General features: G+C 33.4%; 17 protein-coding genes and 3 tRNA genes. 11 read left to right on the top strand and 9 right to left on the bottom strand.

Annotation, left to right across the window (positions count from 1 at the left end; all coding sequences use genetic code 11):
- The first annotated feature begins 16 nt into the window (after window positions 1–16).
- Entirely contained in the window at window positions 17–4,975 is a 4,959-nt protein-coding gene (locus ACM55G_RS09090; protein WP_416843595.1) for a T9SS type B sorting domain-containing protein, read from the top strand.
- A 175-nt stretch (window positions 4,976–5,150) separates the two neighbouring features.
- Here ACM55G_RS09090 and typA read toward each other — a convergent pair whose 3' ends face one another.
- A complete protein-coding gene (typA, locus tag ACM55G_RS09095) occupies window positions 5,151–6,947 on the bottom strand; it encodes a translational GTPase TypA (RefSeq protein WP_416843596.1) in 1,797 nt (598 codons plus the stop codon).
- Between the two features lie 171 nt (window positions 6,948–7,118).
- Here typA and ACM55G_RS09100 point away from each other — a divergent pair, with 171 nt between their 5' ends.
- Both ACM55G_RS09100 and ACM55G_RS09105 read left to right on the top strand, forming a co-directional pair.
- Entirely contained in the window at window positions 7,119–8,834 is a 1,716-nt protein-coding gene (locus ACM55G_RS09100) for a PAS domain S-box protein (protein WP_416843598.1), read from the top strand.
- On the top strand, window positions 8,834–9,241 hold the full coding sequence (locus tag ACM55G_RS09105) for a response regulator (protein ID WP_416843599.1): 408 nt from the start codon (window positions 8,834–8,836) through the stop codon (window positions 9,239–9,241). The genes ACM55G_RS09100 and ACM55G_RS09105 overlap by 1 nt, the downstream gene beginning before the upstream one ends.
- Window positions 9,242–10,027: 786 nt before the next feature.
- Here the strand turns inward: ACM55G_RS09105 and rpsT are convergent.
- The 5 genes from rpsT to proS form a co-directional block, all read right to left on the bottom strand.
- On the bottom strand, window positions 10,028–10,279 hold the full coding sequence (gene rpsT / locus ACM55G_RS09110; protein WP_039109573.1) for a 30S ribosomal protein S20: 252 nt from the start codon (window positions 10,277–10,279) through the stop codon (window positions 10,028–10,030).
- Window positions 10,280–10,312: 33 nt separating this feature from the next.
- Window positions 10,313–10,384, bottom strand: a tRNA-Glu gene (locus tag ACM55G_RS09115).
- A 38-nt stretch (window positions 10,385–10,422) separates the two neighbouring features.
- A tRNA-Glu gene (locus ACM55G_RS09120) sits at window positions 10,423–10,494 on the bottom strand.
- A 47-nt stretch (window positions 10,495–10,541) separates the two neighbouring features.
- A tRNA-Glu gene (locus tag ACM55G_RS09125) sits at window positions 10,542–10,613 on the bottom strand.
- 78 nt (window positions 10,614–10,691) lie between these two features.
- Window positions 10,692–12,170, bottom strand: a complete 1,479-nt coding sequence (proS, locus tag ACM55G_RS09130) for a proline--tRNA ligase (protein WP_416843600.1) — start codon at window positions 12,168–12,170, stop codon at window positions 10,692–10,694.
- A 101-nt stretch (window positions 12,171–12,271) separates the two neighbouring features.
- Between proS and ACM55G_RS09135 the strand changes: the two genes are divergently transcribed.
- The 5 genes from ACM55G_RS09135 (at window position 12,272) to ACM55G_RS09155 (ending at window position 17,795) form a co-directional block, all read left to right on the top strand.
- Window positions 12,272–13,264 (top strand): hypothetical protein, encoded by a 993-nt coding sequence (locus tag ACM55G_RS09135; protein WP_416843601.1) that lies wholly within the window; start codon window positions 12,272–12,274, stop codon window positions 13,262–13,264.
- Between the two features lie 45 nt (window positions 13,265–13,309).
- Window positions 13,310–14,812 (top strand): OmpP1/FadL family transporter, encoded by a 1,503-nt coding sequence (locus tag ACM55G_RS09140; protein ID WP_416843602.1) that lies wholly within the window; start codon window positions 13,310–13,312, stop codon window positions 14,810–14,812.
- Window positions 14,813–15,030: 218 nt separating this feature from the next.
- Window positions 15,031–16,344: a 30S ribosomal protein S12 methylthiotransferase RimO gene (gene rimO, locus ACM55G_RS09145; protein ID WP_416843604.1), complete on the top strand. Its 1,314-nt coding sequence runs from the start codon at window positions 15,031–15,033 to the stop codon at window positions 16,342–16,344.
- A 30-nt stretch (window positions 16,345–16,374) separates the two neighbouring features.
- Window positions 16,375–16,854, top strand: a complete 480-nt coding sequence (locus tag ACM55G_RS09150) for a hypothetical protein (protein WP_416843605.1) — start codon at window positions 16,375–16,377, stop codon at window positions 16,852–16,854.
- 38 nt (window positions 16,855–16,892) lie between these two features.
- The gene (locus ACM55G_RS09155; protein WP_416843606.1) at window positions 16,893–17,795 is read left to right on the top strand and encodes an N-acetylmuramoyl-L-alanine amidase; all 903 of its coding nucleotides are present in this window, start codon (window positions 16,893–16,895) and stop codon (window positions 17,793–17,795) included.
- Window positions 17,796–18,157: 362 nt separating this feature from the next.
- Here ACM55G_RS09155 and ACM55G_RS09160 read toward each other — a convergent pair whose 3' ends face one another.
- Entirely contained in the window at window positions 18,158–19,207 is a 1,050-nt protein-coding gene (locus tag ACM55G_RS09160; RefSeq protein ID WP_416843607.1) for an outer membrane beta-barrel protein, read from the bottom strand.
- Window positions 19,208–19,959: 752 nt separating this feature from the next.
- Here ACM55G_RS09160 and ACM55G_RS09165 point away from each other — a divergent pair.
- The 3 genes from ACM55G_RS09165 to can all read left to right on the top strand — a co-directional run bounded on the left by ACM55G_RS09165 (window position 19,960) and on the right by can (window position 22,659).
- Window positions 19,960–20,241 (top strand): hypothetical protein, encoded by a 282-nt coding sequence (locus ACM55G_RS09165; protein ID WP_416843608.1) that lies wholly within the window; start codon window positions 19,960–19,962, stop codon window positions 20,239–20,241.
- An 89-nt stretch (window positions 20,242–20,330) separates the two neighbouring features.
- Window positions 20,331–21,986, top strand: coding sequence for a SulP family inorganic anion transporter (locus tag ACM55G_RS09170; protein WP_416843609.1), 1,656 nt, complete (start codon window positions 20,331–20,333; stop codon window positions 21,984–21,986).
- A 37-nt stretch (window positions 21,987–22,023) separates the two neighbouring features.
- On the top strand, window positions 22,024–22,659 hold the full coding sequence (gene can / locus ACM55G_RS09175) for a carbonate dehydratase (RefSeq protein ID WP_416843610.1): 636 nt from the start codon (window positions 22,024–22,026) through the stop codon (window positions 22,657–22,659).
- An 84-nt stretch (window positions 22,660–22,743) separates the two neighbouring features.
- On the opposite strand, the gene ACM55G_RS09180 is transcribed toward can, so the two are convergent.
- Both ACM55G_RS09180 and ACM55G_RS09185 read right to left on the bottom strand, forming a co-directional pair.
- The gene (locus ACM55G_RS09180; RefSeq protein WP_416843611.1) at window positions 22,744–23,586 is read right to left on the bottom strand and encodes a TorF family putative porin; all 843 of its coding nucleotides are present in this window, start codon (window positions 23,584–23,586) and stop codon (window positions 22,744–22,746) included.
- A 44-nt stretch (window positions 23,587–23,630) separates the two neighbouring features.
- Window positions 23,631–24,983 carry an NAD-dependent succinate-semialdehyde dehydrogenase gene (locus ACM55G_RS09185; protein ID WP_416843612.1) on the bottom strand — a complete coding sequence of 451 codons (1,353 nt, stop codon included), beginning with the start codon at window positions 24,981–24,983 and terminating at the stop codon, window positions 23,631–23,633.
- Window positions 24,984–25,091: the final 108 nt, after the last annotated feature.

The following is a 25,091-nucleotide window of genomic DNA, read 5'->3' on the forward strand; positions in this document are numbered from 1 at the left end:
TCCCTATTTTTAGCGAATGAAAAAAAAAATACTCCTTTTCTTTATTTTTTTATCGATCGGGTGTTTTGCCCAATTTAGTAAAACACATTATATTCCACCAGTAACAGCTCAAAACGGGATGGCTGCCGATCATTATTTATACATTTCTACTCCTAACACTAATAACGTAAATTTTAAAATTATTGAAATTGGAGGAAATATAATAACGGGTGTTGTAAACAACAATGCGCCATATGTATATACTATCGGAATAGGAAATACAACTCAATTATTCACCACAAAAACCAATATAGGGATTGTAAAAAACAAAGGATATATAATAGAAGCCGAAAATTTAGTTTATGCAAGCGTAAGAGGAAATTCTTCCGTAAACAATAACGGTTCTTTTAATCACGCTGGTGGTCTTGTATCTAAAGGAAATAGTGCACTTGGTAAAACATTTAGATTAGGAGCGATGTTAAATCCAAATGTAGATGGCACCTTATTAAATTTTGCCTCAATTTTATCAACAGAAAATAATACGACAGTAACAATCTCAAACATTCCAATAGGAACACTATTTTCAGATGGCACAATTTATACGGCTCCAATAGTAGTAACATTAAACAAGAATGAAAGTTATGTAATGGCTTTGGAAAATTATGCTGGTAATAACTTTCCGTCCAATAGCTCTAAAATGATTGGTGCTTTGGTTGAATCCAATAGACCAGTAGTTGTCAATTCCGGCTCATTTGGAGGAAGCAATAGCACAAGTACTAATGGGAGAGATGTGGGATATGACCAAATAGTTCCTCTTGAAAAAACAGGAAAAGAGTATATTTTTGTAAAAGGAATTGGTACTAATGATATAGAGCGTGTTTTACTGATTGCAAATTATCCCAACACCCAAATTTATTTGAATGGTTCAGCAGCTCCTTTTGCCACACTTATTAATGCCGGTGATTATGTTGCTATTGACGGAAGTCAGTTTAGTAATGGAAACTTGTATGTTACCACATCAGAAAATGTGTTTGCTTATCAAAGTATTGGAGGGTCCGCCTCTCCGGCAAATCAAAACCTATTTTTTGTGCCACCTTTAAATTGTGCCACACCGAATAGTGTTGATAATATCCCTTTTATTGAATCAATAGGAAATATAACATTTAACGGAGGTTTAAATATCGTTACCGAAACAGGTGCTTTGGTCAAAATAAAAGGCATTCCTACAACAGCTTCACCAGTTGCGATTACAGGAAATTCCGGTTTTGTGAGATATACAATTAATGGTTTATTTGGCAATATCGCCGTGAAATCTACGAAACAGGTTTATGTGTCTTACTTTGGAACTAATGGTGCTGCAACTTATGGTGGCTATTATTCTGGTTTTGACCTGAAACCAGAAATCATTTCCGATATAAAAATTGGCGCAAGCTCTAATTGTATCCCAGATGTAGTTTTAAGCATTAGTGCTTTGACTTCATATGATGCTTTTGAATGGTATTATAATGGTAATGCTATTCCAAATTCCAATTCCAATTCTTATACTCCTTCTGTACCGGGTTTTTATCAAGTAAAAGGCACTAACTCAAACTGTGGCACCTTTATATTTTCAGATAAAATTCCCGTTAGTAGCTGTGCAACAAATTATGACAATGACAAAGCCAATGATAATATTGATTTAGACAACGACAATGATGGAATTACCAATTGTACCGAATCGTATGGAAATCAAAATATAAACATTTCAAATGCCGCAGCAGGAACTATTGGTAGTGGTGGTTATTCTAATTCCTTTACTGGAGCCATTACAACTACCGGGTCGGGATTGCCTTTAGGAACATTTATAGGAAATACCAATGGTAGTTTTATCACTGAAATTCCTGCAGGAAAAACAAATAGTGTAACTTATACCATGAACTTTGCGAGCCCAATGAGTGCAGGAATTGAATACGTTTCAACTGCAAATTCAACAGATTTATTAAATACTGATGCTGAATATGTTGTAAATTCTGATATAAACAAAACCATAACAGTCCTCAATCCAAACAATCAATTATTAATAGACACGAATTATGATGGCATATACGAAACTGGAATAACCAAATATTCTTCTTTTGAAATACGCTTTAGGTTAAATGGAACTTTGCCATTAAAGGCGGGAACTGGTACTTTCCAATTTTTAACCTATTTAACCAATTCGATAAGTTTCACCCATAAAAATCTATCTGATACTGCCCCAAATCGAGTCTCCTTAAAGTTTTTCACACCTTGTCTTCCAAAAGACTCTGATTTAGATGGAATTCCCGACCAATTGGATCCGGATAGCGACAACGATGGAATTCTGGATATAATAGAAGTCCAGGTAAACAATTCGGTGGTTTTATCAAATGCTGATGCAAACAATAACGGAATAGACAATGCTTTTGAGCCCGGATTTACTCCTGTTGATACAGACAATGATGGCGTTTTAGATTATTTAGATTTAGACAGTGACAATGATGGAATTTTAGATTCCGCAGAAACCGGAAACGACTTAGATGTCGATGGAATTCGAAATTACCGCGATTTAGACAGTGACAACGATTTATGCAGTGACGTTATTGAAGCTGGATTTTTAGATGCCAATGGAGATGGAATTCTTGGAAGTATAACTCCACCAACAGTTGACGCAAATGGATTAGTAACTAGCGGCATGGGTTATACAATACCTAATCCAAATTATATCATGGCTGCCCCTATCGCAATAACTACGCAACCCAATGTATCCCCAACGTGCGAATTACAAAACGCTACAGTTTCATTAGTGGATAACGGCAGAAATACCTATCAGTGGCAATTATCCACTGACGGAGTGAATTGGAACACCCTTACCAGTAATCCAACTTATCCTAATGTTACAGCAAACCCACTGACCATAATAAGTGTTACCAATGCAATGAACGGTTACAAATATCGTGTTCAATTAAACAAAATAGGAAATTCATGCGGATTGACTTCGTCCCAAACCACCTTGACCATTTACCCCCTACCAGTTGTCAATAATGTGACAATAATACAATGCGATGACGATTTGGATGCAAAATCAACCTTTAATTTAACGGTAAAAAACAACGTGATTTCAAGTAATTCCGCTAATGAAATTTTCACTTACTACAAAACTTTGGCTGGAGCCAATACCGCCGATGCAGCACAACTAATCACTACACCATTAGCATTTACAAACACGACTGCAGGAACAATGCCGGTTTGGGCAAGAGTGGTAAACAATAATGGATGCTTTAGAACTGCAAAAATCACATTACAAGTTTTATCAACACAAATTCCAATCACTTTTAATCGCCCTTTTGTAGTTTGCGATGATTTTCTAGACACAAACGGAGCGAGCAATGCCAATAATGATAAAAGAGATGGAATTACTACTTTCAATTTCAGCAGCGTTACAACTGACATTAAGGATTTGTTACCCGATGGAAATTACTCCATAACCTATTATAGAAATCAAGCTGATGCCTTGGCCGAACTCAATGCAATTACTGATATTTCCAATTATAGAAATATTGGCTATCCAAATACTCAAAAAATTTGGGTTCGTGTAGATAGTGATATTGACAATGCTTGTTATGGTTTGGGACCATTTGTAACATTAACTGTAGAAAAATTACCTTATGCCAATGCTCTCGCAATTTTCAGACGATGCGACGACAATCAAGATGGAATTTTCCCTTTCAATACATCAAATTTAGAAACCACTTTATTGGGAACCAATCAATCGTTTCCTGTGACCGTGACCTATTTTGATGCGGCAAATAATCCTCTAAAAGATGCCTCCGGAGTTTTGATAACGAGTCCATTTCCAGCGACATTCACAACTGCTTCACAAACCATTAAGGCTGTTGTTACCAATAATACGACGCAAAAATGTTTTGATGAAAACACCATTCAATTTATTGTGGATGATTTGCCTGAAGCCTTTGGTGTTCCGGTAAATTTGACGGCTACTTGTGATGACGAATCAGATCCATTGGTTCAAGACGGAAAGATTGCTTTTGATACAACTACATTTCAATCTACCATTTTAGGAACTCAAACCGGAATGGTTGTTAAATACTTTGATGGAAATGGAAATTCGTTACCAAGTCCGTTACCAAATCCATTCGTCACTGGAACACAAAACATAAGGGTTGTAATAGAAAACCCGATAAATACGACTTGTAAAGCTTCCCTAATTATTCCTTTTATTGTACAACCTACACCAAAAATAAATTTGAATACAGATGCAAGTGAAGACAGATTAGTTTGCTCCAATCTTCCGACGTTTTTTGTAAAACTAGATGCGGGAATTCAAGATGGATCTTCTACAAGCAACTACAAATATGTTTGGTCAAAAGATGGAGTCATTTTACTTGATAAAATAGCGTATACATTAGATGTAAATGCCGAAGGAAGTTATACCGTTGAAGTAGCTACATTATCCGGCTGCACTAAAATTCGAACCATAAAAGTAACTGCTTCAGATCTTGCAACCATTCAAAAGGTTGATGTTGTTGATATGGCTGATTTAAATATGATTACTGTAAATGTTACCGGAGCTGGGGATTATGAATATAGCTTAGACGAAACTTCCGGATATTTCCAAGATTCCAATATCTTTAATAATGTTCCTGCTGGAATTCACGAAGTATACATAAACGACAAAAATGGATGCGGATTAATTAGTCAAACCATCGCCGTAATTGGTGTCCCAAAATTCTTTACGCCAAACAATGATGGTTATAATGACTATTGGAATATAAAAGGAGTAAATTCTATTTTTAATTCAAAATCGACAATTTATATTTTTGACCGATACGGAAAACTCCTTAAACAAATAATTCCTTCAAGCCAAGGTTGGGACGGAACTTTCAATGGATTTCTCCTACCGGCGGATGATTACTGGTATACCTTAAAACTAGAAGACGGTAGAGAAGCAAAGGGGCATTTTAGCTTGAAGAGATAAATTATACCATTAGAAATATAAAACAGTTTTTTCTGTCTACCCCTACCTCCCAAAGGAGAGGGAGCTAAATTTGGATTGTTTTTATATTTCTAAGCGGTATTAATACTTTAATAAAAAAGAAAAAGCATAAAAAAAGCCATTCTTTCGAATGGCTTTTTTACTATAAAATCTAAAATTAGAATTTAAATCTTTTTCTATCTGTTTCAGTCAAATATATTTTTCTCAAACGAATAGATTTTGGTGTAACCTCTACATATTCATCTTTTTGAATGTACTCTAAAGCTTCTTCAAGAGAGAAAATAATTGGAGGGATAATTCTAGCTTTTTCATCATTTCCAGAAGAACGAACGTTAGATTGTTTTTTCTCTTTAGTTACGTTTACACACATATCATCACCACGAGAGTTTTCTCCAATTACCTGACCTTCGTAAATTTCGGCATTTGGCTCAACGAAAAACTTACCACGATCTTGCAATTTATCAATAGAATAAGGAATAGCTTTTCCTTTCTCCATAGAAATCAATGAACCTTTGTTACGTCCAGAAATTTCTCCTTTGTAAGGCTCATATCCTATAAAACGGTGTGCCATAATAGCCTCACCAGCTGTTGCAGTAAGCAATTGATTACGCAATCCAATAATTCCACGTGATGGAATATTAAATTTTACAATCATACGCTCCCCTTTAGTTTCCATACTCAGCATTTCACCTTTACGCATAGTAACAAACTCTACCGCTCTTCCAGAAAGTGTTTCTGGTAAGTCGATTGTTAATTCCTCGATTGGCTCACATTTTTTACCATCAATTTCTTTGATTATAACTTGTGGTTGACCAATTTGTAATTCATATCCTTCTCTTCTCATTGTTTCAATAAGAACAGACAAGTGAAGTACACCACGACCAAAAACCATGAATTTATCAGCAGAATCAGTTTCACCCAATTTCATTGCTAAGTTTTTCTCTAATTCTTTATTTAAACGGTCTCTAATATGACGAGAAGTTACAAATTTACCCTCTTTACCAAAGAAAGGAGAGTCATTAATTGTAAACAACATACTCATAGTAGGCTCATCAATAGCAATTGTTTGTAACGGTTCTGGATTTTCAAAATCAGCGATAGTATCTCCAATTTCAAAACCTTCAACTCCAATAATTGCACAAATATCTCCAGCAACTACTTCTTGCACTTTTTTACGACCTAACCCTTCAAAAGTATGTAATTCTTTAATACGTGATTTAATTATTACACCATCTCTTTTGCATAATGAAATTGGCATTCCTTCTTTCAAAACACCTCTTTCCAAACGACCAATAGCAATACGACCTGTAAAAGCTGAGAAGTCTAATGAAGTAATCAACATTTGTGGCGTTCCTTCAGAAACTTTTGGAGCTGGTACATTTTCAAGAACCATATCTAACAATGCTTCAACATTATCAGTTACGTTTTCCCAATGGTCAGACATCCAGTTATTTTTAGCTGAACCATAAACAGTTGGAAAATCTAACTGCCACTCTTCTGCTCCTAATTCGAACATTAAATCAAAAACTTTCTCGTGAACTTCTTCAGGAGTACAGTTTTCTTTATCTACTTTGTTAATAACAACGCATGGTTTCAAACCAAGGTCAAGAGCTTTTTGTAATACAAAACGCGTTTGTGGCATTGGTCCTTCAAAAGCATCTACAAGTAAACAAACTCCATCAGCCATATTCAATACACGTTCTACTTCACCACCAAAATCGGCGTGACCAGGAGTATCGATAATGTTGATTTTTGTTCCTTTGTATACTACAGAAACATTCTTTGAAGTAATGGTTATACCTCTTTCACGCTCTAAGTCGTTGTTATCAAGGATTAAGTCACCTGTGTTTTCGTTGTCACGAAATAACTGACAGTGATACATAATTTTATCAACCAAAGTTGTTTTACCGTGATCGACGTGGGCAATAATTGCAATGTTTCTAATAGATTCCATCTGTGATTTTTAATGGGTGCAAAGGTACACTTTATTTTGATATAAAAAATATTAATGCAATAGTTTACCTATTGTTAACCATTTACAACCATAAATAGTAAGTAAATAAAGCTTAAAAAATAGTTTGATATCATGTTTAATAATTAAGTTTTATTTAATTATATTTGAGTGATGAAAAATAAAACCAATCAAATTACCTTAACTTATCTCCTCATCTCCATATTTATGGCCATTATTTGTCATAAATTATTTCAAAATTACACTCAAAATACTAATTACCAATATTATAGTTTTATAAAAGATTTGTTATTCATTTCTTTAACAGGTATCACTTACAAATTTATTTTATCAAAAAATGACAATAGAAACGTAGCGGTTTTCGAAAAATTAAAGAATACAAATGACGAAATTAAAGAATCAAACGAAAAATATGACATTGTAGCAAAAGCAACAAGCGATACTATTTGGGATTGGAAAATACAAGAAGATAATTTATCTTGGAATAAAGGAATAGAAAATGTTTTTGGCTACAAAGAAGATCAGGTAGGTACTAACTCAACATGGTGGTTTGATAAAATCCACCCTGAAGACAGCATTAAAATGTCTATTAAACTATATTCATTCATAGAACAAAAAACAGAAAAATGGCAAGATCAGTACCGGTTTAGATGTGCTGACAACTCCTACAAATACGTTCTTGACAGAGGATTCCTTCTTAAAGATTTAGACGGAAAAGCTATAAGAATGATCGGAGCAATTCAGGATATAACAAAACAAAAAGAAGAAGAACAAAGACTTAAACTATTAGAAACTGTAATTACACAATCTAAAGATTCTATAATTATAACCGAAGCCAATGGCAGCAACGCAACCATTCCAAAAATAATTTATGTCAATCCCGCTTTTACTATTATGTCAGGGTATAATTCTGAGGAAATTATTGGAAAAACTCCAAATCTTTTCAAAGGTCCAAATTCTGATAAACAAGAGTACAACAAATTAATCAACGCTTTAAAAAACAAGGAAGAATGTTTAATTGAGACCATTAGTTATAAGAAAAGTAAAGAAGAATATTGGGTTCGCTTTTCTATGATTCCTATATATAATTCAGAAAACGAACTTTCGCATTGGATTTCAATACAAAGAGACGTTTCTGAAAAAAAGAAACAAGAAAAAGAAAAAGAGCAGCTTATTCGAGAATTAACACAAAACAACAAAGACTTAAAACAATTTTCTTACATAACATCCCATAATCTTAGAGCTCCTTTATCTAACCTTACAGGTCTTTTAAACTTAATTGAAGACATCCCCATAGAGGATCAAGAATTAAAGGAAATCCTAAACGGTTTTAATAAATCAACACATCTCTTAAATGAAACAATTAATGACTTAGTAAAAGTTATTATTATTAAAGACAATCCTTCAATTCAAAAAGAAGCTGTCCTTTTAAAAGAAATCTTTGAGAACGTTTTTAATCAGCTCAGTTTTCAAATTGAATTACACAAACCCATTATTAAACTTAATTTCGAAAAAGTTTCAGTTTTAAATACAAACAAAGCCTATATAGAAAGCATATTGTTAAATCTATTGACAAATGCCATAAAATACAAATCTGAAAATAGAAAGCTTAAAATAACAGTTAACGCTAATGAAATTGACGACACCGTTTATCTACTATTCACAGACAATGGAATAGGCATCGATTTAGAAAGAAATAGAGAGAAAGTTTTTGGACTTTACCAGAGATTCCATAATTATCCTGACAGTAAAGGATTTGGATTATACCTTGTAAAATCTCAGGTTGAAACTATGGGAGGAACCATTAATATTGAAAGTGAAGTAAACAAAGGAACTACATTCACATTAACATTTAAAAACAAACAATAATGTTGGATCAAATTTTATGCGTTGATGACGACCCTATAACACTTATGTTATGCAAAAAAGTGATCACTAAAGCATCATTTTCAAATGAAATAATTACTTCTCAAAACGGAGAAGAAGCGCTTAATTTCTTTAATAAACTAAAAGGCACTAACTCTGAATGCGAATTAATTAAGCACCCTCAATTAATCTTTTTAGATTTAAATATGCCGGTAATGGGAGGGTGGGAGTTTTTAGATATTTTCAATACCGATGACTATTCAGAATTCAACACTATAAAAGTAATTGTTCTTTCCTCTACAATAGACCCTGAAGACTTAGAAAAAGCAAAATCATACTCTATGGTCATTGATTTTTTATCAAAACCTATAACCATATCAATGCTTGAATACTTAAAAAGTAAAATATAATGTATCGCTCTGAAATAACAACACAAGATTAACAAAATGCCCAGTCCTGAAAAAGTGATACAGGATTAATAAAAAAAGTACAATTTCTAGAAAGTAGTAAACGTAAGTTTACTACTTTTTTTTGTTTTATAAGTTCTTATTTTAATTTGGTTTTGCATACGCATTTGATCGTGTGTCAATATCTAATTTGAATAATGAGACGTTATTTATTATAAGTTTTCATGGCTTCAATCACCACAAATTTTATAACCTTTAATTTCGTTTGTCGTTACCAAACATAAATTCTTGTTTTAAAATGCCGTTTATGCTTCTTTGTATTTTCTTTATTTGACTGCCATTTTCAAAGCCAAACTACTTTAGGTGTTAAAGATCATCAGCAACAAGATACCCATAATTTTCTTGGATTAAACAGCAAGGCTTCTCTCTTTTTCCAATATACGTGATGTCCAACACCCACACTTGTTCCGATTTGTTCAAAGAGTTAGTGGATTTAACTCTCCTAATCAAAGTCACCAAATTTTTTACCCATTGAACAATAGCTGAACGGGATTGAATGCCATATTGCTTTTTACTTGTTTAACAACAATGTGTCTCTTCGATCTCACTAATGATTTGAAGCTTTAAAGACATACTGTAATCGCATTGAGTGCGTTTTACATAATTTTCGTTTTCTTCCATAACGATGTTTTTTGTGTATCGTTATTTCAGGACGGGACATAATATACATAAAAAAAGCTCTCAATAAATTGAGAGCTTTTTTCATAAGTATTTTAAAAATTGTACTAATTACAATTTAGCAACATGTTTCGTTAACTTAGACTTTAAATTAGAAGCTTTGTTATCATGAATGATATTTTTCTTAGCTAATTTATCAATCATAGAGATTACACTTGATAATTTAGAAGTAGCATCTACTTTATCAGTAGCTATTCTTAATGCTTTAATTGCATTACGAGTAGTTTTATGTTGGTATCTATTTAATACTCTTCTCTTTTCGTTACTTCTAATTCTCTTTAGAGCTGATTTATGATTTGCCATTTTATTGCTTTTTTATCTTTTATTATTTTTTTGTAGTCCGTAAGGGAATCGAACCCCTGTTACCAAGACGAAATCTTGGCGTCCTAACCCCTAGACGAACGGACCTTATCCTCCTAAGTTTTTATCAATCTAAATTGAAATTGTAGCCCGTAGCGGAATCGAACCGCTCTTACATGGATGAAAACCATGCGTCCTAACCGATAGACGAACGGGCCATTCTTCCCTCTAAGTTCAGGAAAACTTTAACATGCAAAAAAAATAGTAGCCCGTAGCGGAATCGAACCGCTCTTACATGGATGAAAACCATGCGTCCTAACCGATAGACGAACGGGCCCTGCTTCTCTAATGCGGATGCAAAAATACAACTATTTTCGAAACGTACAATACTAGATGCAAAAAAATTTATTTTTTTTTAATATGCCTTTGCAAACAACACTCTTCCTGTAGACTCACCCCCAGTAAAAACACAGGTTCCCGCCTCTTCTACCCTATCCAAGGGGATACATCTAATCGTAGCCTTGGTTAAGTCTTTTATCTTCTCTTCAGTTGCTGCAGTTCCATCCCAATGAGCTGATACAAAGCCTCCTTTAGTCTCTAAAACTTGTTTAAATTCATCAAAACTATTTACTTCAGTAATATGCGTGTCACGATAATTTAAGGCTTTATCAAACAAATCAATTTGAATTTGAGCTAATAAATCGCTGATATAAGTTACAATTCCGTCTTTGGAAACAACTTCTTTAGTCAATGTATCTCTTCGTGCAACTTCAAAAGTCCCGTTTTCTAAATCTTTTGGACCAACAGCAATTCGAATAGGAACTCCTTTTAGTTCATATTCGTTGAATTTGAATCCTGGTTTTTGCGTAGTCCTATCATCGTATTTAACCGCAATCTTTAATTTCTTGAATTGAGAAACTAAATCAGCAACCACAGTCGATATTTCTTCTAATTGCTCATCCGTTTTGTGAATTGGAACAATAACCACCTGAATAGGCGCTAAATTTGGAGGCAGAACTAATCCTTTATCATCTGAATGCGTCATTACCAAAGCCCCCATCAATCGAGTAGAAACCCCCCATGAGGTCCCCCAAACGTGTTCTTGCTTTCCTTCAGCATTAGCAAATTTAACATCAAAAGCTTTAGCGAAGTTTTGTCCTAAAAAGTGAGACGTTCCTGCCTGCAATGCTTTTCCATCTTGCATTAGAGCTTCTATACAATAGGTTTCTTCAGCACCGGCAAAACGTTCTGTTTCAGTTTTAAAACCTTTTATTACTGGAATTGCCATAAAATTCTCTGCAAATTCAGCATATACATGCATCATTTTTTCAGATTCTTCAATAGCTTCCGCTTTCGTAGCATGAGCAGTGTGCCCTTCTTGCCATAAAAACTCTGCAGTACGTAAAAATAATCTTGTTCTCATTTCCCATCGCACTACATTTGCCCATTGGTTAATCAACAACGGCAAATCTCTATAAGATTGCACCCATCCTTTGTAGGTTGACCAAATAATAGCTTCACTTGTTGGACGAACGATTAATTCTTCTTCCAGTTTTGCATTAGGGTCCACCATAAGTTTTCCTGGCCTATCCGGATCATTTTTCAATCTATAATGTGTTACAATGGCACATTCTTTCGCAAATCCTTCCGCATTTTTTTCTTCTGCTTCAAACATGCTTTTTGGAACAAATAAAGGAAAATAGGCATTTTGGTGACCTGTTTCTTTAAACATTCGATCCAACTCAGCTTGCATTTTTTCCCATATTGCATAACCATAAGGCTTAATAACCATACAACCTCTAACTCCTGAATTTTCGGCTAAATCGGCTTTTACAACCAACTCGTTATACCATTTTGAATAATCTTCTGATCTTGTAGTTAAGTTCTTACTCATATTGAATAGTTTGGCACAAATTTTGTTTTAATCATTTTAACTAAATAGTTTCGCAAAACTAACTATTTTTGTATTGTCCAACAATAAAAAACCCCATAGATATGAAAACTAGTCCTTTTTCCTTCAAAAACACATCAATTTATTATATTGTTGGCTTTTTGAGCATTCTGTTAACCTCATGTGGCTCTTATCAAAATAGCTCTTACTATGACGGGGATGGAATTTATGGAAATTCAAACAGAAAAATCATTGAAAGTGAGAATCAAAATACTACCAATAATTATTACAAAAATTATTTTGGCTCATTACAAGACAACAATCAATCGCCAGAGATCTTTACAGATGTGGATAACTACAATACTTATGACGATAGCATCCAAGGCACGAATCAAAACTATGGTGGATGGGGAAGTAATTCCCGTGAAACCACAATAAATGTATCACCTAATTACTGGGATTTTTCTTTCGGTTATGGAATGGGCTATCCTAATTATGGTTATGCAAATTACGGCTATGGTTATCCATTTTATGGCTATGGATATCCTGGTTTTGGTTACTCTAGTTTTGGCTGGAACTACCCATATTACGGTTTTGGCTTTGGATTTGGCTATGCTAATTACGGGTATGCTAATTATGGTTATGGCTATAATCAGGGCTATAACAACAGTAATTACTCTTACAATCCAAGCCGAAGAGGTTCATCCTATTCAAACACAGTAAACGGTAATAGAAATTATACCAACCGCAGCTCCTCAAATTATTCTCAAAACCAAATTAATAGTTACAGAGGATCAAACGATAGAAATTCTACTAACACTAACAGAACAAGTCCTGTTTTTACAAGAAATCAAAATCAGAACAATACTTTCAGCACTACTAATCGTAGAACTAGCACAAATACAAACAGTTCTCGCAGCGAAAGCAACAATACTAATTCAAGATCTTACACACCAAATCCAAGAAGTGATACTTCCAGATCATATAGCCCTAGCTCAAGTGGTTCTAACTATGGCAGAAGCAGTGGTGAAAACAGTGGCGGTGGTACTGGTGGTGGTGGTGGAAGATCATCATCTGGCGGAGGTGGAAGAAGATAACTTTTGCATCTATTTGAATAAAAACTAAATCTTACTTAAAATAAAATGAAAAAATATTTATTCTTACTATTGACTGGCTTCACTTTTAGTGCCGCACAGTCACAAGAAATAACAGATGCGATGCGATATGCGCAGGACAATTTGAATGGGACAGCACGTTTTAGAGCTATGGGTGGCGCTTTTGGAGCGCTAGGTGGAGATTTATCTTCTTTGAATATAAATCCTGCAGGTTCGGCTGTTTTTTCAAATAACCAAATAGGTGTAACTTTGAGTAGTTACGATACTAAAAATAATTCCAACTATTTTGGCACTGAAACCACCGAAAAAGAGAATTCATTTGATTTAAATCAAGCTGGAGGTGTTTTTGTTTTTAATAACCGAAATTCAAATAGTAATTGGAAAAAGTTTTCAGTAGGAGTGAATTATGACAACATCAATAATTTTAACAACTCTTTGTTTTCAGCAGGAACCAATCCAAATAATTCAGTTGACGGCTATTTTTTAAGCTATGCTGATGGAATTCCATTAAGCGAACTCAGAGACTCCAGTTATGGAAATTTAAATCACGGAGCGCAACAAGCTTTTTTAGGATACCAAGGTTATATTATTAATCCTGTAAGCACCGATTCAAACAACACACAATACACTTCAAATGTTCCAGCGGGCGGGAATTATTATCATGAAAATACCATGAGCACTAATGGCTATAATGGAAAATTGTCTTTTAATGCAGCTACGTCTTACCAAGATAAGTTATATATAGGAGTTAATTTAAACTCCCATTTTACAGATTATAGACAATCTTCTCGTTTTTACGAAGAGAACAGCGCTCCATTAACATCGGATTATACCGTGACTAATTTACGTTTTGATAATGAATTGTATACTTACGGAACTGGATTTTCATTTCAAGTGGGTGCTATTGCAAAAGTAACTAATGAAGTTCGCTTAGGACTGGCTTACGAATCATCAACTTGGTATCACTTAAGCGATGAGTTTTCACAACGATTGGTTGCCGTGAGTAGCGCAACAAATCTACCGGATACGAATGACGTTGTAAATCCTCAAGTTAAAAATTATTACGAACCTTACAAATTACAAACTCCTAGTAAACTTACGGGAAGCTTTGCTTATGTTTTTGGTAAATCAGGATTAATAAGCATTGATTATGCGATGAAAGATTACAGCAATACGAAATTCAAACCAGAAAATGATCCCTATTTCAGTAACACAAACAGCTATATGAATTCTGTTTTGGATAAAACCAATGAAATAAGAGTGGGCGCTGAATACAAAATTGAGAGATTAAGTTTAAGAGCAGGATACCGCTACGAACAAAGTCCCTATAAAAACAAAACAACAGTTGGTGATTTGACTGGTTATTCTGGCGGTTTGGGTTATAATTTTGGTTCAACCAAGTTAGATTTATCGTATTCATCTTCGGAAAGAAATTCTCAACAAGGTTTTTTTAACCAAGGATTTACCGATGGTGCTAAAATAAATACTATCAATAATAATGTTTCTTTGACTTTATTGTTTGAATTATAGTTTCCAAAAAAAATACCATTAGAAATCCGTTTCGTTATTATGGAACGGATTTTTTTTAGCCCTGATGGCAGTGTAAATCCTCCCGATTTTTTTCGGGAGATTGAAACGTACAGCAGGAATAGCTTCATAAAAAAAATTGAAAAGAAACTGAAATAAGTTCAGTTTGAATAAAAAATTGTAAATTTGCAAAATTCCCAAATTATCGGGACTATAATGCTATGAGAACGAAGTCTTTAAAAAAGAATAAAATCAACGTAATCACTCTTGGGTGTTCGAAAAATGTGTATGACAGTGAAGTGTTAATGGGCCAGCTTCGCGCTAGCGGAAAAGACGTCACACACGAAGCACCGGAAGCCGAAGAAGGAAATATTATTGTGATCAATACTTGTGGATTTATTGATAATGCTAAAGCAGAATCAGTAAACATGATTTTACAATATGCCGATAAAAAAGAAAGAGGATTAGTAGATAAAGTATTCGTTACTGGATGTTTATCTGAACGATACCGACCTGATTTAGAAAAAGAAATTCCAAATGTGGATCAGTTTTTTGGTACTACTGAGTTACCGCAATTACTGAAAGCTTTGGGTGCCGATTATAAGCATGAATTATTGGGCGAACGTTTGACTACAACGCCTAAAAATTATGCCTATTTAAAAATTTCCGAAGGTTGCGACAGACCATGCAGCTTTTGTGCGATTCCATTGATGCGAGGAAAAAATATTTCACAAACCATTGAAAAATTGGTAAAAGAAGCAGAAGGTTTAGCAAAAAATGGCGTAAAAGAATTGATTTTGATTGCTCAGGATTTGACTTATTATGGGTTGGATCTTTATAAAAAGAGAAATCTTGGTGAATTATTAGAAGCGTTGGTAAAAGTTGAAGGAATCGAATGGATTCGCTTGCACTACGCCTTCCCTACTGGTTTCCCTATGGATGTTCTGGAAATCATGAAACGCGAACCTAAGATTTGTAATTATATTGATATTCCGTTGCAACATATTTCAGATTCTATTTTGAAATCGATGCGTCGCGGAACAACTCAGGCAAAAACAACAAAATTATTGAAAGATTTTCGTGAAGCAGTTCCCGGAATGGCTATTCGTACCACGTTAATTGTAGGTTATCCTGGAGAAACTCAAGAAGATTTCAACATACTGAAAGATTTTGTTCAAGAAATGAAATTTGACAGAATGGGTTGTTTTGCTTATTCTCATGAAGAAAACACCCATGCTTATTTATTGGAAGACGATGTTCCAGATACAGTAAAACAAGAACGTGCGAACGAAATTATGGAATTACAATCTCAAATTTCCTGGGATTTAAACCAAGAAAAAGTGGGTCAAACATTTAAATGCATCATTGACAGAAAAGAAGGTGGTCATTTTGTAGGACGTACTGAATTTGACAGTCCTGATGTAGATAACGAAGTTTTAATTGATGCTTCAAAACATTATGTAAAAACTGGTGAATTTGTAATGATAAAAATTATCGAGGCTACAGAATTTGATTTGTACGGTGAGCCTGTTTAGGTTTATAATATAGTTTTTAAAACATTTAATATGAAAATAGTTCAGTTATTATTAGTGGGCGCATTTATGTTATTATCTATTAACACTATTTCTGCTCAATACGGAAACAATGGTTATGGTGGAGGCGGGTATGGCGGAAATAGCTATGGTGGAAACGGTTACGGAAGTGGCCGAATGAATAGTAGTATGGACCAAAGTAGAAGTCAGGAAAAACCAAAAGAAATTCCTGCTGAAGAAACTGTAGCAAAAATAATGGAAAAAATAAAACCAGCACTTAGTCTTGATGCGCTTCAAGAAATCGCTATATCAAATATTTTCATTGAAAGTATAAAACGCCAAGGAGTAATACTAAAACAGGAAACCAATCAAAGTGATCAAATGAAAGATATTCAAATACTTTCTGAAAATACTGAAAGAAAGATTGTAGAATTATTAAATGACGATCAAAAAGAAAAATATAAGGTTCTTAAAGAAGAAAGTAAAAACCCAAAAAAATCGAAAAAAAAATAGATAATTCGTATTTGGAATACAAAAATGCAATTTAAAATATGAGAAAATCCTTTTACTACTTCATTTCGGCCGTTATAATTACCTCTTGCTCCACTAATCCTTACAAAGCCAGTGAGAAAGTATATGACAAAAAACTCAAAACATTAAAAGATCAGATTTCAATTAAAGAGCCGCAGCCTTTGCCCTATGTTGCCGAAACTGCAATAAGCATTGATACTTTATACGCGAAACAATTACATATTTTTAAAGATTCTATTTCAAAAATGGGATCAACTCCTTTACTAAATGGAATTAATACAGAATGGATAGGTACCGTAAATTTTAATTTACGAAAACCTAACTTTATAATTATTCACCATACTGCCCAAGATTCATTGCAACAGACCGTTAAAACATTTACAAAAACTCAAACGCAGGTAAGTTCCCATTATGTAATTTCAGATACTGGTAAAGTGGTTCAAATGTTGAATGATTATTTAAGAGCCTGGCACGCCGGCACGGGTTCTTGGGGGAAAAACACTGATATCAATTCATCCTCGATAGGAATTGAGTTAGATAATAACGGTACCGAACCTTTTACTGAATTACAAATAAACAGTTTACTGGCGCTTTTGACTAAATTAAAAAAAGACTATAATATTCCTGCTGAAAATATCATTGGCCATTCTGATATTGCTCCAACTAGAAAAAAAGATCCCAGTGCATTATTTCCCTGGAAAATCTTAGCGGAGAAAGGTTTTGGAATTTGGTCTGATGAATTATTAGAAACTGCACCATTAGATTTTAATGTAGAACAGGGATTGCGAATTATAGGCTATGATACTAAAAGTCTTTCGGCAGCTGTAATTGCATTCAAATTACATTACATTCAATCTCAAGTTGATGATGTCGTAGATGAAAATACTAAGAATACCATCTACTCTATTTATAATAAACAATAATTATTTGTTCCAAAATAAACCACAGCAAATCGGCTTTTGAAAAATTCAAAAAGCCGATTTTTTTTGGTTGACACTCTTCTTCTATAATTTTTAAGAATAAATTGATTGTTGATCATTATCAGACTTAACAAAGCCTAAACCTTTAATTAAACTATCAAACAACAACAAATCCTTTAGCTAAATTCTCTGAAATTTTGATAAAATATTCCATTTGTCATTCTAACGAAACAATATATTTAAAGAAAATATCATCTTCTTTAGCCCTTCATCAGCAAAAACATTCAGTTTTAGTCAATAAAAAAAGCTGCCAAAATACTTAAAAGCATCTCGACAGCAAAAAAAAATATTTATTATCTAATTAATTAGAAACTATAAGTTGTTCCAAGTAAAAGATATGCATTAGAACTTGTTGGAAGTGCATCGGTATCCATAAACACATCTTCTGATGAAAGGTCAACTCTAACCTCAGGAATAATTGTTAAATTCCCAACTTTATAATTCAACGAAAGTGTGTTCCCTACAATACTAGACCCGCCCAAAGCAGAAAGAGTTACAGCAGCATCCGTTGCATCAAAATACTCTAATCTGTATGCTAAACTAAGATTTTCTTTTGCAGCATAACTAGCATATCCTATCAAAGCAAACCATTTTTCATCATTTGCACTAATCACATCATCATTTATTAAAGCGTACGTTCCGTTAAATCCTAAAGAAAATTTATCAGAAATCTTTTTAGAAGCTACTATATCAAATTGCGTTTTATTTACAGTAGTTGCAGGATTTGCACTTCCTGAAGTTGCATTAAAATAAACACTTCCTGAATCCCCAACATAAGCAACTTGTCCTATGAATGTTTTTTGAGTAGAACCTGCTTCAATAGCCGTTTTAAAATCAGTTGGATTAGTTACCCCAGCCATAAAACTAACTTTACCCGAGGTATATTGTGCTTTTACACCTGTATTAAAAAACGGTCCGTTTGTAAAAGCATAAGACATACTGTAGTTCTTATTATCCAAAGCATCCAATAACTCATATCCTATATGAGTACCAAAGCTACCTGCAGTAACTTTAAATTTATCTGAAAATTCATAAGTGAAATTTAATTGTTTTATCATAAATGAAGTTGCATTATCATTGTATGTAAATTCCTTAGCTCTATTCCCAAAACCTAAATCAACAAAAACAGACCCTTTACCCATTTTATGAGATGCTTCAATAGAAGCCATTCCTAACTCAAATGAATTATGAGAATTAGTAAAACTAGTTTTACCATTTCCTGCAAGATTAGCAAAATCATATTTGTAGTACATATCTGCTGACCCTCCAAAAGTAGTTGCCGGCTGTGGAGTTTCCTGTGCAAATATCATGCTCGTCGTTAGCATCAATGCTAAAATTAGTCCTGCTTTTTTCATGTTTAATTTAGTTTAGTTATTTAATCTAGTTGGTTGTTATTTTGGTTTAATGGTTATAAAATATTCAAATCAAATTTTTTAATTAAGTTATTATTAAAAAAAAGCACTCCACATTATTCTTTTTTATGAGAAAACAACCTTTTCCTTTTGACGAATTTATTAACTTTTATTTAAAGATGAATAATTACTAATTACTTTTTTACCTCTTTTGGAGAAGAATTATTGATAACAAAAAATGGTTAAAGAATAATACACATTCCATATTTTTATTGTGATATTTTAAAAAATTCATAATTAAAATATCACCATTACCCCTATTTTTTTTATCTAAAATTATCTAAATACATATTAAAAATACTTTTTTATACATAATTTTAACAATAGATAAATTTAAACCCCATTTTTTTAGCCCCTGATACTAAAATTATATTTTTATATTAAAAACAAAAAGCAACTATTATTACCAATTCTTAATTATAAATTTCAAATTATAAATCAAAAACACTGTTCTAATATCCAATCCAATGTGCAAGCAATAAAAAACACCTCAAAGATGCAAAAGCCAGAATTTAACAGAAATTCATTTTATGGATTATCAAATAATTAATTACCCTTAAATCAACATTTCATTAGCAACAGAAACATCATCCTGAAAACCTTTTTCTCCTTTTTTTAGCTATACAGATGTTAATTTTATTTTAAATTTCACAAAGTAGTATTGATTTCATTTGTTAAATTATATTTTTGCAACTATGAAGCTGATTGCACAAATATTATTGTTTGTTTTTATTGCTTTTCTTTCAACACCAACAATTGTTAGTGTTATAAAGAAAGGTGCTAACACTTCTATTGGCTATAGTTTTTCTGAGGAAGAACAATCACACAAACAGATTAAAGCAATTTGCCATTTTGATATGGGTTATGAAATAATCAATTTATCGGAGTTACCTTCAACTCTTATTCTTTCCGAGAATTTATCCAAGCACGATATAATTGCTTCTTCTATATTTATCCCCCCGCCTGACCAAGTTTAATACAACGTTGATTTTAAAAATTTTAAAATCTAATTCTCACATATAATAATGTGAATAAAATCTTTGTATTCAATTTTCAGTACGGTATTATGATAAAAAAAATCAATCTTTTTGCTAACCTCAAATCCGATTTTGCATCTGGTTTAGTGGTTTTTTTGGTGGCGCTTCCATTGTGTTTAGGCATTGCAATGGCTTCTGGCGCACCGTTATTCTCGGGAATAATTTCAGGTATTGTAGGTGGTATAATTGTAGGTTATTTAAGCACATCTAACTTAAGTGTCTCTGGTCCTGCCGCTGGATTAACTGCTATAGTTCTTACTGCTATTACTGATTTAGGTGCTTTTGATGTTTTTTTAACTGCCGTTTTTATCGCAGGTTTAATACAATTAGCATTGGGATTTTTCAAGGCTGGAACTATTTCAAATTATTTTCCAACCAATGTGATTGAGGGAATGCTGGCAGGAATTGGAATTATTATTATTCTAAAACAACTACCCCATGCTTTTGGTTATGATAATGATTTTGAAGGGGATCAAGCCTTCTCTGAATTAGGAGGAAGCAATACATTTTCTGCATTACTGGCCGTTTTTAATTACATTCAATTGGGGTCCATTATTATTACAATACTTTCATTAGCAATATTGATCGCTTGGAATAAAGTTCCTTTTTTGAAAAAATTAAAATTAATACCTGGGGCACTTGTAGCCGTAATTCTTGGTGTTATTTTTAATGAAATCTTCATATCAGCTGGAAGCTCATTAGCTATAGCCAAAGAACATTTAGTTTCGTTACCAGTTCCAACGTCTTTAGAAGAATTCAAACAAATAATTGTAACCCCTAATTTTTCTACGATTACAAATTCTAAAGTTTGGGTTGTAGCCTTTACCATTGCGATTGTTGCTTCGATAGAAACGTTATTAAGCATTGAGGCTTCTGACAGGATGGATGTCCAAAAACGTTATACTGATACCAATATGGAGCTAAAAGCTCAAGGAATTGGAAACATGGTAAGTTCGCTTTTAGGTGGATTACCATTAACATCTGTAATTGTACGCTCATCTGTAAATAGTAGTTCGGGGGCCAAATCCAAAATGTCAACCATTATTCATGGTACATTGTTATTGGTAAGTATTGTAGCTATCCCATTAATTTTGAATAAAATTCCATTGGCAACGTTAGCAGCAATATTATTAATGATAGGATATAAATTGGCTAAACCATCAACATTTATGCATTTTTGGGAAAAAGGAAAATACCAATTTGTACCTTTCATGGCTACCATGTTAGCAGTTGTGTTTACCGATTTATTAAAAGGAGTGGCATTGGGAATAATCATTAGTATTATATTTGTTTTAAAAGGGAATTTGAAACGAGCTTATCATTTTAGAAAAGAGGAGTATGCGGATGGTGATGTAATTCATATTGATTTAGCACAGGAAGTTTCTTTTTTAAATAAAGCGGCAATTAAATCCACTTTGAATGATATTCCAGAAAATTCAAAAGTAATCATAGATGCAAAAGATACTGTTTACATAGCCCATGATATCTTGGATTTAATCCATGAATTTAAAACTACTAGAGCTAAAGATGATAATATAAAAGTAAAGCTTAGAGGATTTAAAAAAGCCTATCAGTTAGAAAATAGTGAAGAAACGCCAAACAAAGTTACTTTTGAACATTATTACGATGTTGCAAAAAGAAAAATGGTTCAAAGAGAAATCACATCGGAAGATTTAATCAAATAAGAATTGAAAAAATACATCTATTAAAAAAAAACAAAAAATGAAAGATTTTTATAAAAAAATATTAGAAAATAATAAAGAATGGGTCGTAACTTCTTTAGCTAAAGATCCAAATTATTTTCAAGATTTGGCCAAAGGCCAAACTCCACCCTTATTATGGATTGGTTGTTCTGACAGCAGAGTTCCTGCTAATGAAATAATTGGAGCTAAACCTGGCGAAGTATTTGTTCATAGAAATATTGCCAATATGGTGGTACATTCAGATATGAATATGCTAAGTGTATTAGACTATGCTGTTAATGTTTTGAAAGTAAAACATGTACTTGTTTGTGGCCATTATGGTTGTGGCGGTGTAAAAGCTGCGATGGGAAATGATTCAATTGGTATTATTGACAACTGGATTCGACATATAAAAGATGTTTATCGTTTACACGATCAGTACTTAAATTCAATTACTGATGAGGCAGAACGTTTCAATGCTTTTGTTGAAGTTAATGTAAAAGAACAAGTTTTTGATTTAGCTAAAACATCCATTGTTCAGGCAGCTTGGAAAAACGGACAAGATTTAACACTACACGGTTGGGTTTATGGATTAAATTCAGGTTTTGTAACTGATTTAAATGTGAATATCAGTTCAGAAAAGGATTTAGATGAAGTTTATCAATTAAGATTCTAAAAAAAAATCGCCTTATGGCGATTTTTTTATATCATAATTAAACTAGGCTATCAAAATAAAAAGTGTTTTTGACAGTTAAACATATTATTTAATATTAAAGGTCACACCCGCAGAAAAGAAATTCTTAACCGTTTTAGTCAGATTATCATTCTCGTCAAATTCTTGAATTCCGTAATCGCTATTTGTATACCGAACAAAAACCGGCAAACTAAACTTCTCCGTAATTTTCAATTCTTTAGCAACATTTACTCCTACGTTCGAGAAAGAAAAACCTGATTTACCACTGGCGTCTGCTCCATAATAACCGCCGTTAATCACTGCAGCACCAACAAAAGGCCTAACGTCAACTCTAGCTTTATCAAAAGAATAAGTATATCCTATTTCAGCATAACTAGAAAAAGCTCTTGAAGCATTTCCATTATCATCATATTTATAATCTCCTCCTCCAATAAACGTGTTCCACTGAAAATCTAATGGCACCCCTTTTTCAGAAAAATCTAATAATACAGAAAGATCTAAACTTTGCGCTGAACCTTCCGAATAATCAAAATAGCTACTTCTTTCCCAATCTGAATTATTCTTAGTTGCCGGCCAATAATAATCACTCAGCATTACTTTCACCACAGGAGACAATTGATACGCAATATTCCAATCAAATTCGTTGTAAGCATCGGCAGCATTAGAAAAGTTAGTTGTTGCCCATACGCCAACAGACAATTTATCAGTAAAAGCATACGATAGATACGGTTGAAAAGCTACTTTATCCCCATAATATTTTATCCCCCTCCATAAATAAGGGTACACTACATCAATTGCAGCGGTAAATTTTGGCGCTTCTTCTTCGGTAGCTACTGCTACTGGTTTATCTTGCGCAAATGCTAAACTTCCCGTCAACATCAGTGTAAAGATTAGTACTGTTTTTTTCATTCTTAAGTTGGTTTTGTTAGTTAATTTTTATTCCTCAATAACAATTATTCAATAATTACCGATTTCATATTCATAAATTCTTTGATTCCTACTTCAGATAATTCCCTTCCGTAACCCGATTTTTTTGTTCCTCCAAAGGGAATTCTGGGATCAGAACGGACCAATGAATTTATAAAAACATTTCCGGCCTCAATTTTTCGTGCCAATCGGTATGCCTTTTCACGATCTTCTGTCCATATTGCTGATGCTAGACCGTATCTATGGTTATTGGCAATTGCGACAGCATCATTTTCATCTTTGGCTCTAATTATTGTTGCTAGTGGTCCAAAAGTTTCCTCTTGAAAAGCAATATTATTAGCATCCACAAAATCAATTAAGGTCGGTTGGAAATTACAATTTTCTTGCGCTCCCCCTACTACTAATTTCGCACCTTGTTGTAATGCTTTTTCTAACTGATGACTAAGTTTTTCGGCTAAATCCAATCGAGCCAAAGGTCCCATACTAATTCCGATCTGTAAAGGATTTCCTTGACTTAAAGCACGTACTTTTTGGGCAAAAAGAGCAGCAAATTCATCCGCTACTTTTTCGGTAACTATAAAACGCTTGGCACAAATACATGCCTGACCCGCATTCAGCATTCTGGATTGAGTGGCAACAGTAGTGGCTTTTTCGATATCGGCATCATTCAAAACAATAAATGCATCTGAACCTCCCAACTCCATAACTGATTTTTTGATATGCTTTCCAGCCAAAGAAGCCACAGAAGAACCCGCCATTTCGCTACCAGTCAACGTAATTCCATGTACAATATTCGAAGCGATTACACTTTCGACTTGAGCAATATCAATGGTTATTTGTTGAAAAACACCCTCTGGAAAACCGGCTTCCAGAAATGCATTTTCGATTGCTTTGGCACAGCCAATAACATTAGGTGCATGTTTTAAAAGTGTCACATTCCCCGCCATAATTGCCGGCGCAGCATAACGCAATACTTGCCAAAAAGGATAATTCCAAGGCATAATCGCAAAAACTGCACCCATCGGTTCATAGACAGACATGCTTGTAAAAGGTGTATCGTACTTTTCATCTTTTAGCATTTTCTCTGCATTCTCTGCATAGAAGTCACAATTTCCTGCTGATTTCTCGACTTCACTAATTCCTTCGGATAAAATTTTACCCATTTCAATAGTGATCAATAAACCTAATTCTTCCTTTTTTTCTCGAAGAATATTGGCTAGATTTTTCATTTTATCAGCTCTTTCCTGAAAAGACGTATTCCGCCAATTTTTAAAAGCACTTTCTGACAATTCCAATTTCTGATTTAATTGTGCATTTGTCAACACTTCGTGTTCCGCAATAATTTCTGTTGAAAATGGATTTATTGATTTGAATATCATTTTGTTTTTTTTTAAAAGTTTCCACTTTTGAATTATTAATGTAGTACCGTTAATAAGTTCAAATAATAAATCGAAATTTATTTAGCTGTTAACTAGGACAGAATACTA

This window comes from Flavobacterium algoriphilum, assembly GCF_048158655.1.
Lineage (GTDB): Bacteria > Bacteroidota > Bacteroidia > Flavobacteriales > Flavobacteriaceae > Flavobacterium > Flavobacterium algoriphilum.

Bases quoted from the DNA above. Each gene is read 5' to 3' on its own strand.
- ACM55G_RS09105 (WP_416843599.1), top strand. From the start codon at position 8,834: ATGTTGGATCAAATTTTATGCGTTGATGACGACCCTATAACACTTATG.
- ACM55G_RS09170 (WP_416843609.1), top strand. From the start codon at position 20,331: ATGATAAAAAAAATCAATCTTTTTGCTAACCTCAAATCCGATTTTGCA.
- ACM55G_RS09100 (WP_416843598.1), top strand. From the start codon at position 7,119: ATGAAAAATAAAACCAATCAAATTACCTTAACTTATCTCCTCATCTCC.
- ACM55G_RS09160 (WP_416843607.1), bottom strand. From the start codon at position 19,207: ATGAAAAAAGCAGGACTAATTTTAGCATTGATGCTAACGACGAGCATG.
- typA (WP_416843596.1), bottom strand. From the start codon at position 6,947: ATGGAATCTATTAGAAACATTGCAATTATTGCCCACGTCGATCACGGT.
- rpsT (WP_039109573.1), bottom strand. From the start codon at position 10,279: ATGGCAAATCATAAATCAGCTCTAAAGAGAATTAGAAGTAACGAAAAG.
- ACM55G_RS09155 (WP_416843606.1), top strand. From the start codon at position 16,893: ATGAGAAAATCCTTTTACTACTTCATTTCGGCCGTTATAATTACCTCT.
- ACM55G_RS09165 (WP_416843608.1), top strand. From the start codon at position 19,960: ATGAAGCTGATTGCACAAATATTATTGTTTGTTTTTATTGCTTTTCTT.
- ACM55G_RS09135 (WP_416843601.1), top strand. From the start codon at position 12,272: ATGAAAACTAGTCCTTTTTCCTTCAAAAACACATCAATTTATTATATT.
- ACM55G_RS09185 (WP_416843612.1), bottom strand. From the start codon at position 24,983: ATGATATTCAAATCAATAAATCCATTTTCAACAGAAATTATTGCGGAA.
- ACM55G_RS09150 (WP_416843605.1), top strand. From the start codon at position 16,375: ATGAAAATAGTTCAGTTATTATTAGTGGGCGCATTTATGTTATTATCT.
- proS (WP_416843600.1), bottom strand. From the start codon at position 12,170: ATGAGTAAGAACTTAACTACAAGATCAGAAGATTATTCAAAATGGTAT.
- can (WP_416843610.1), top strand. From the start codon at position 22,024: ATGAAAGATTTTTATAAAAAAATATTAGAAAATAATAAAGAATGGGTC.
- ACM55G_RS09180 (WP_416843611.1), bottom strand. From the start codon at position 23,586: ATGAAAAAAACAGTACTAATCTTTACACTGATGTTGACGGGAAGTTTA.
- ACM55G_RS09090 (WP_416843595.1), top strand. From the start codon at position 17: ATGAAAAAAAAAATACTCCTTTTCTTTATTTTTTTATCGATCGGGTGT.
- rimO (WP_416843604.1), top strand. From the start codon at position 15,031: ATGAGAACGAAGTCTTTAAAAAAGAATAAAATCAACGTAATCACTCTT.
- ACM55G_RS09140 (WP_416843602.1), top strand. From the start codon at position 13,310: ATGAAAAAATATTTATTCTTACTATTGACTGGCTTCACTTTTAGTGCC.